Annotated in this window: 8 protein-coding genes and 2 pseudogenes; 8 read left to right on the top strand and 2 right to left on the bottom strand. The window is 64.5% G+C overall.

Translation table 11 applies throughout. The features are described 5' to 3' along the window. From AC067Z_RS38280 to AC067Z_RS38255, 6 genes and pseudogenes are all read left to right on the top strand, one after another. Positions 1-156, top strand: a pseudogene (locus AC067Z_RS38280) (DUF192 domain-containing protein); the annotation flags it as partial. Positions 157-242: 86 nt separating this feature from the next. Beyond that, entirely contained in the window at positions 243-1,130 is an 888-nt protein-coding gene (locus AC067Z_RS38275; RefSeq protein WP_478794265.1) for an SUKH-4 family immunity protein, read from the top strand. Positions 1,131-1,366: 236 nt separating this feature from the next. After that, complete coding sequence (locus AC067Z_RS38270; RefSeq protein ID WP_478794264.1) at positions 1,367-2,785, top strand: WD40 repeat domain-containing protein; 1,419 nt, start codon at positions 1,367-1,369, stop codon at positions 2,783-2,785. A gap of 141 nt (positions 2,786-2,926) precedes the next feature. Continuing rightward, a complete protein-coding gene (locus tag AC067Z_RS38265; RefSeq protein WP_478794266.1) occupies positions 2,927-4,549 on the top strand; it encodes a nucleic acid/nucleotide deaminase domain-containing protein in 1,623 nt (540 codons plus the stop codon). A 3-nt stretch (positions 4,550-4,552) separates the two neighbouring features. Then, a complete protein-coding gene (locus tag AC067Z_RS38260) occupies positions 4,553-5,140 on the top strand; it encodes an SUKH-4 family immunity protein (protein WP_478794263.1) in 588 nt (195 codons plus the stop codon). Between the two features lie 51 nt (positions 5,141-5,191). Beyond that, positions 5,192-5,746: an SUKH-4 family immunity protein gene (locus AC067Z_RS38255; RefSeq protein ID WP_478794262.1), complete on the top strand. Its 555-nt coding sequence runs from the start codon at positions 5,192-5,194 to the stop codon at positions 5,744-5,746. 98 nt (positions 5,747-5,844) lie between these two features. On the opposite strand, the gene AC067Z_RS38250 is transcribed toward AC067Z_RS38255, so the two are convergent. After that, the gene (locus tag AC067Z_RS38250; RefSeq protein ID WP_478794261.1) at positions 5,845-6,333 is read right to left on the bottom strand and encodes an ATP-binding protein; all 489 of its coding nucleotides are present in this window, start codon (positions 6,331-6,333) and stop codon (positions 5,845-5,847) included. A gap of 277 nt (positions 6,334-6,610) precedes the next feature. Here AC067Z_RS38250 and AC067Z_RS38245 point away from each other — a divergent pair, with 277 nt between their 5' ends. Together AC067Z_RS38245 and AC067Z_RS38240 are read left to right on the top strand one after the other, a co-directional pair. Further along, a complete protein-coding gene (locus tag AC067Z_RS38245; protein ID WP_478794260.1) occupies positions 6,611-7,462 on the top strand; it encodes a helix-turn-helix domain-containing protein in 852 nt (283 codons plus the stop codon). Between the two features lie 11 nt (positions 7,463-7,473). Then, positions 7,474-7,665 (top strand): hypothetical protein, encoded by a 192-nt coding sequence (locus AC067Z_RS38240; RefSeq protein ID WP_478794259.1) that lies wholly within the window; start codon positions 7,474-7,476, stop codon positions 7,663-7,665. A gap of 65 nt (positions 7,666-7,730) precedes the next feature. On the opposite strand, the pseudogene AC067Z_RS38235 reads toward AC067Z_RS38240, so the two are convergent. Beyond that, a pseudogene (locus AC067Z_RS38235) lies at positions 7,731-7,821 on the bottom strand (OmpA family protein); the annotation flags it as partial.

Raw genomic sequence — 7,821 nt, 5'->3', positions numbered from 1 at the left:
GATGTGCGCACGATGAGGCCGGGACGACTCGGGATGCTCCGGTTGCGGGGGCGGCACGTACTGGAGGCGGAGGCCGGGGCCATGGCGGAGTGGGGGATCGCGGCGGGGGTGCGGGTGGCCATCGCACCGATGCGCGAGGGGCGGCCCCATGCGTAGATGGCCTCCACGTCCTGCTGGGCGTACGAACTATCGCCGCTAGGGTCGGACATGACCGTCGGCCGTGCCTGCTCGTGGAGTAACCCATGCCTTCCCCCGTTCCGGCTCTCCCGGACCAGATGCTCCAGCACTTCGGCCGTGACGGCCTCCGGCGGTTCGTCCCGGCGGATCTGCACGGCGCCACCCTGCCGCAGGACGTCAGGGAGTACCTGCAGGAAACCGGTGTCCCCGAGAGCGTGGCGCCCTACTTCCACAGCCCTCGCTCCGATGAACCGACCACTCTGGGTGTGACCGCCGCCCGCCAGTCGCAGCCGCCGGCTCCCAGGGAGATACAGGCATGGCCGCGTATCGGGAGCGACGGCCTGGCTCATCTCTGTGTCCGGCCCGACGGAGCGGTGCAGGCAGTAGTGCTGGTCGACGTCTACGACGACATGTTCGTCAACAGCGACCTGGCGGCATTCTGCGCGTCGATGATGGCTCTGGACCTGGCGCTGCCGCGCATTGCGGCCTCGTCGGGGTTGGCGGAGGCGGCCGCAGTGTTCCGTGAGCTGAACCAAGAGCTGCGGACGATCGACGAACTGGCCTTTGCCGAGCGAGAGAGCTGGTGGCCCCGTGTGCTCGACGATGTGCGTCACACCCTCAACTTCCCCTTCTCGTCCGCCTTCGAGTACATCGACAACGCCGGCGCCAAGCAGATCGTGACGGAGGCGACCGGACCAGGACAGCTGCACCCCGAGGAGATCATCTGGCAGCGTCTGTCCGCTACGAACGTGGACGCGAGTCAGGTACGACGCGTCTACTGCGAGCTGGAGCCCTGTCTCATGCCGGGCCACTACTGCGCGGTGTGGCTCCAGGAGACGTTTCCGCATGCCGAGTTCACGCACAGCTTCGACTACGGCGACACGGCAGCCTCCCGCGAAGAGGGCCTCAAGCAACTGATCACGCACGCCGCCGAGCAGGCGAGGCGTCAGTGACACGATGGGAACGCCCTGCGGCGGGCCGCGAGCCGGCGGCCGCCGCTCTGTTGGGCTGGCTGGCGGACACGCAGGCGCCGAAGCTCTGTGTCGTCTCAGGGTCGGCGGGCTGCGGGAAGTCGATGCTGCTCGCCTGGTTGGTCCGTCACGGAGGCAGATCGGGGACTCCCGTTGAACGGGCCGTCCATGCGGTGGTTCCCTTCGCAGGTGACAGTCTGCACGGGCTGCTCTGGGCCGTGGCCGATCAGCTCGACGTCGTGGCGCGCGCGCCTGGTGAGTTGCTGGAACTTTTGGCCGCGGATACCCGCCGCACCGTGATCGTGGTTCCGGACGTCCGAGCTGCTGAGGTCGCTGAGTTCATGGAGGCCATTGCTGGGTTGTCGCATGTCCGGCTGATCGTCGAGGCCCGTACGGGAACTGCAGCTCACGACGCTCTTGTCGACCGCGGATGGGCGGAGCTGAACCTGGATCTGGAGCAGTGGACGGACCAGCAACGATTCGAGGAATGGCAGTCCGCGAAGTCTTCACTCCCCGTAGGTGGCGGTGGCGGCGGCTCCCAGCGAACTCCGTCCGTCGACCTGTCCGACCCGGCTGCCGTCTGCGCTGCAGACCCGTGGTCTGTCACTGCCGCGTACGAGGCCGAAACCGATGAGGAGTATGGAGGTCTCCGCAGCGCGTGGCTCAGGGCGGGACAGTCCCTCTGCCGCGACCAGAGCGTGGCCTCGCGTGCACTGGTTCTGCGCACAATCCTGGGCGAGGGCGCTGACCCGCGGCTTACACCTGCCCTCGATGCCCTGGCCACAGATGCACCGTGGATCGTGGACTGGGCCAGGGTGAAGGGCGACGTCACTCCACCGTGGCCGGGCCCAGTGGCAGCGTTGGCGGTGGGATCGGGCCCGCTCGACGGGACACTGCTCACGATCGACCACCTCGGCACCGTACGCCTGTTGGACATGGCAGACGCCTCGCCTCGAGGGCGGCTCGCATCAGGTACATCGAACAGCATCGGGATGTCCCTGCTGTCCGACGGCACGCTCCTGAGCATGGACGGTGCTGGTCGTGCAGTTGTGGACAGAACGCGCGCTGTGGGCGCTTCTCGCTCAGGTATCGAGGCATTGCTGAACGACGAACCGGACGAGAAGGAGACCCTGGCACAGGAACTGCGAGCGCACAGAGGCACCGCGATCGCGGCAACCGCTCTTCCGGAGCTGGAAGTTGTGGTGCTCGGTGACACCGAAGGCACGGTGCGGACCTTCGGCCACGTGACGGCGGATGCGGCACTTCACGACGGGCGCGTCACGGCTGTGGCCGCATTGGGAGTCCCGGTGGCGGAGGACACGGTGGCGACGCTGCTCTACAGCGGTGGAGCGGACGGAACGGTTCGAGCATGGGCCCCGGGACACGATCCCCTTCCCACCCCTGTTTCCGCACGTACATGCGGCGTGGTCGCCCTCGACGCTGTGTGCAGTGACCAGGGGCCGGTTCTCGCGGTCGCATGGGCAGACGGACTTGTGCAACTTCACTGCATCGAAACGGGCCCACAGGTGGGATTTCGCCCCGGGGCGCCTGTTCGTGCGGTTGCGGTTGCTGCGGACCGCTCCGTCGTCATCGGCATGGACGAGGCGCTCATCCGTGTGACCGCACGTCTGATTTGAGGGCCAGGCTCGCCAACTGGGCAGCAGCCTTCGATGCCTGGCTCATTTGATATGACTATCTCATAAGCGAGTTGACGGTCCGACAAGCTCTGATGAGCCTGAAGGGTCGAGCGACCGACGACGGGGGAGTCTCACGTGGGAATGAAGCTGCCCGACGATCTGGTCGAGGTTCTGAACCTGGTAGGCGTCGACTGGCCGCAGATCGACGAGGACGAGGTGAAGGACTCGGCCAAAGACTACAGACACCTGGCTGAGGGCATCCGAGACGCGGTCAAGGAAGGCAACGACGCCTGCTCTCACATAGTCGGCGGCAAGAGCAAGGGCGAGACGGTTACGGCCATCGATCGCCGCTGGGGCAAGCTCACGACTCGGGACCTGGCCACCTTCGCCAACGGATGCGACGACCTGGCTGGCGCCCTCGACGAGTGCGCCGACCTCATTCTCGGCTGCAAGATCGCCATCGTCGCTGATCTCACGACCGCTGCCGCCGCCGCGACAGCAGGTGTCGTCGGCATGTTCTTCACCTTTGGCGCGAGCGGCCTGGTGTCCGCAGCAGCGATAGGCATCGCGCGCGTGGCCGTCCACGAAGCCATCGACTACGCCATCGGCGAGATCACGTCGATCGTCACCGAGAAGATCGAAGCCAAGATCCTTGCCGAGATCGAAAAGCTGTTCACAGACCGGCTAGGTGGTGGCGGCACCTACGACGTCATGGCCCCGGGCGGTGCGGACATGGCTCAGGATCTGGTCATCGAGTTCGACGAGTTCGACCGCGCCTCAGGTGACTACAAGAAGGCGGCCGGCAACTTCGACAAGAAGAAAGGTTCCTTCAAGGAAGGGGGCGGGAAGCGCAAGAGTTCGGTCAAGAAGGACAGCCGCTTCCACAAGCTCGCCACCGTGATGGACAAGGCCGAGGACGCGGTCGACAAGAAGTCCGACGAGATGGTCAAGACCCTGGAGGACCACGGCGGCAAGATAGACAAGAGCAAGCGAAATCAGAAGGAGAACGACGAGGATCGCAAGCGCGACTTCGACAGGTGCCGCGACGTTGATGGTGACGAAGTTCCCATGTACCTGCTCAACGCCGATGGCACAGTGGAACGACTCTATGATGACGGGCGAAAGCCGACACGGATAAACGGAAACGAAATCGGCATCAGGGATATTATCGAGGATGATAACACTGTCTGGCGTCATCGCAGCAGCGACAAGAAGGAGAATCCTTACGGCCTGTCACCTTCACCCGACAATTCAAAGGTCACTTCCAGACGCCTCGGAAAGACAGAGACTCAAGACCTGGCTGCGGCTACTCAGCTTGCACGTTACTCAAAGAATAACTACATGGGTGGAAACTATGCCGCGGCAAACTATGTAGACACGGATGGTAACGAGGTTATCCTGGTCGGCCACAGCAAGGGTGTCCATTCCGAGCGCACCATCGGCTACCCAGTCCTCAAACACGGACGCCAGGACGGAATCCAGTCGCTCTACACTGAGCGAGAACCTTGCCAAGAATCTTCCTCATGGTGCAATCAATGGCTGGGGGAGAATTTCGGAAAGGACCTCGAGGTCACTCACTCTCACAGTTACGATCAGTCTTCCGTCGACGGCAAGCGGCCGTCTTCCTACAGCATCGACGGGGAGCACCGGACTTACCGAAAGAATCTGGAAGACTGGCACAACAAGCACGGACTGGATGCTGGCATGATGACAGAATCCGACGGAGCGGCCATGGAGGCTGCGAGAAAAGGTAAGCGAGGCTGACAGGTGCTCTTCCATATCGATCGAGAGATCCTGGAGCAAGCGGTGGGGGCAGACAACGTTCACCGCCTGCCCCCACAGGCGGCGAAACAGTATGGGTTCAACGGGGAGGCGCTTGAGTTCCTCACTCGCGTGGGGCTCCCAGACAACGAAGAGTTTGAGATCTCCTTCCGTCTACCCGTCACCTTTGACGAGGATTTCATCTGGGACCGCGCATCTCGGACAGAACGGGGGTGGACGTTCCCCGATGGTGTCAGCAACGTCGTGAAGATCGGCACGTTCCCGATCAACGCGGTCGTCATTGACCCAGTCAGCGGTGTCGTGTACCAGTTCACCGATGCCAACAAGGAATTGATCCCCGTACACAGCGACCTGTCCTCGTTGGCCCGTACTGTTGCCGAATTCTTGCAGTACATTGACACATATGCGCGCGGAGTTGACGAGGACGATGAGGATGTCGAGTACTCGCGACGCAAGCGCGAGGTTGATGACATCGCAGCCGGCATCAGGATCGTCGACCCGCTGCCGTTTGCTCACGAATACAGCGAGTGGGTTGAACTGTTCGACAACCTCGAGGGTGGAATCTACACCTGACAACTGTCCGCACGCCTTGATCGGCGGCGCGATCCCATATTCCAGCATGTCGTGAACTTCTCTGTTACCGCCATCCAGTTGGTAAGGGCCTACGGCCTGGACAACGTCGTATACTTCCCGCAGGGCAGTACTGTCGAATTCGATCAGCGCTCGGCGAACTTCCTGCGCTCTGTAGGGCTCCCACATTCCGAGGTTTTTGCTTCCCGGCAGAGCGTCGAAGACCCCTACCCCACCAGTTTGGACGCGATCACCCTGGGGACCCGTTTCGACCACTACGGGACCCCCTGTCCGACAGAGAGCCGGTCGTGGTGGATGCTCGGCCACCTGTTCACCTCCCTCGTGGCCGTCGACCCCGGGTCGGGAAGGATCTACGCCTTTCCGGAGGGGTGCACTGGCTACATCGAGCTCCACCGAGATGTCGAGTCCCTGGTGTATGCGCTCATCGAGTTCCGGAAGCTTGAGGTCGACCACGACAATGACCTCTCCCCGGAGATGCTGTCAGCGCGTTTCAGGCAAGTGGTCGGCGCCTTTGACCCCACACCCTTCGCGCACGAGGACTCCCAGTGGAATCTGTCGCTGGAGGAACTGGAGCATGGAATCTGGTAGACCGCATCCTCGGCCGGCACGCGCCAGGGGTCGCCCGTCGGCGCTGAGCCCGCCGTGGGCTCGGACCCGTCGGCGGGCTCAGCCGCGTCGCGCTGTGGCTACCGGGGCAGCCGCACCCACGACTTGGTCCCCCGGTGCGGCGGCAGCGCATCGCAGACTCCCCAGTCGCCGCCCCAGTCGTCGACGACGACCGCCAACAGCCACAGCGCCCGGCGCCGCCGGTCCTCGCAGAGGCGCACGGCGACGGGATCGGCGTGCCGGGGGTGCTGGTCCCAGACGGCGATCCGCACGCCTTCGCCACGCTGCCGGAGGGAGAGATACACGTCCTCGCCGGGCATCAACCGGGCGCTCACGGCGACCAGTTCCGATGCGGCCTGCACGGCAGGGAACGCGTACGGGTCGAGGCGGTGGGCGTGGAGCGCCGAGGTGATCGCGTTCCGTGCGATGCCCGCGCTGCGGGCCTCTCCAGGGAAGGTGAGGCTGAGCGACAGTCCCCCGCGCCCGGTTCCGGCGCGGTGGCCCCGTCGCCCCGCCGGTAGGGGCAAGGGCAAGGGACAGAGCGGGTTGCGGTTGGCAGCTTGCGGCATGACGGACTCCCTCGTCCGGGTGCGTGAGTGTGCGTACGTGGTCATCGGCGGCGAGCGGTGGCCTGTCTCCCTGACGCGGGCCCGCCCCTCCCAGGGAAGGAGGCTGCGGGCAGGCACGCGTGATGCACTTCCAACTCGCTTTAGTGAGCAGTGCGTTACTCACTGTAGAGCAGGCGAGGGGTAAATTTGCCCCTACTATCGGAAGCCGTGCCCCTTCGTGGCTCGACGAGGCCGCAACGCGGCAGACTGCACACGACCGCAAGCGGAAGGAAACGGCATGGTTGCGAGGACCTCTCCGACCGAACGCCAGAAACGCCTTGGGGCGGAGCTGCGCAGAATGCGGGTGTCAGCGGATGTCTCGGCCGAGTTCGCAGCCGGTCTGCTCGGTATGGACCGAGCAAAGATCTCTAACATCGAGTCCGGCACGCGTCCGATCAGTCCGGACAGGCTGCGCACCCTCGCCTGCAACTGCGACTGCACCGACGCCCGCTACGTCGATGCTCTGGTCGAGATGACGCAGCCCGGCAAACGGGGCTGGTGGGAGCGTTATCGCGGAACGCTACCCCAGGGGCTGCTCGACATCGCCGAGTTGGAGGCGCATGCCGTCCGCATGCGAGCCGCGTACTCGGTACACATCCCGGGCCTGCTCCAGACCTCCGAACACGCACTCGCAGTCTTCCGCGTCGTGATCCCCCAGCTCCCCGAGCGGGAGATCAATGTGCGCCACGATCACCGCGTGGAACGCCAGCGGATCCTCATGGGCGATGACGCTGTCCCGTTCACCGCGATCGTGCACGAGGCGGCGCTGCGCATGCAGTTCGGCGGACGAGCAGTGGCGCGGGCACAGTTGGAGCACCTGGACGAGATGTCCGGCCACAGCAACATCAGGCTGCTGGTCCTCCCCTTCGAGGCAGGCGCCTTCCCGGGCGCCGGTCAGACAGTCCTGTACGCCGAGGGGCCCGTGGCGCAGCTCGATACCGTTCAGATCGACAACTCGCACGGGCCGGACTTCCTGCACACCGAGACGCAGTTGACGAAGTACCGCGCCCATCTGGACTGGATGGAGAAGATCGCGCTCTCCCCCGAGGACTCGCGCCGACTCATCCGGAACATCGCGCAACAACTGTGAAAGGTGTACCGATGGCAACCGTCAATTGGGAAGCGCCGTACTGCGGCGAGGGTAATTCTTGCTACCGCCTGGGTATCGACGATCAGGGCAACAGCTACATCGCCATATCCGGCGAGGAAGGCCGTTACCTCACCGACAGCCGTGAAGCCTTGCGGAACCTGATCCGCGAGATCAAGGCCGGCAAGGCCGACCACCTGCTGTAGGAGACGAGGACGGGGCCGGGCCGCGTCCTTGGATGCGGCCCGGCCCCCTTTGACGTCGCGTGGCGTCAGCCCGTGGAGCCACCGCGCGGGAAGGAGATCTCCACCCGGCGGTTCTTCTTCCGGCCTTCCTCGCTGCTGTTGTCGGCGATCGGGAAA

This window comes from Streptomyces sp. NPDC043812, from assembly GCF_056436245.1.
Note: the sequence above shows the minus strand (reverse complement) of the source record. Positions and strands in the feature narration are given on the sequence as shown.

Coding starts and splice junctions, on each gene's coding strand:
- AC067Z_RS38275 (WP_478794265.1), top strand. CDS start 243: ATGCCTTCCCCCGTTCCGGCTCTCCCGGACCAGATGCTCCAGCACTTC.
- AC067Z_RS38265 (WP_478794266.1), top strand. CDS start 2,927: ATGAAGCTGCCCGACGATCTGGTCGAGGTTCTGAACCTGGTAGGCGTC.
- AC067Z_RS38250 (WP_478794261.1), bottom strand. CDS start 6,333: ATGCCGCAAGCTGCCAACCGCAACCCGCTCTGTCCCTTGCCCTTGCCC.
- AC067Z_RS38245 (WP_478794260.1), top strand. CDS start 6,611: ATGGTTGCGAGGACCTCTCCGACCGAACGCCAGAAACGCCTTGGGGCG.
- AC067Z_RS38240 (WP_478794259.1), top strand. CDS start 7,474: ATGGCAACCGTCAATTGGGAAGCGCCGTACTGCGGCGAGGGTAATTCT.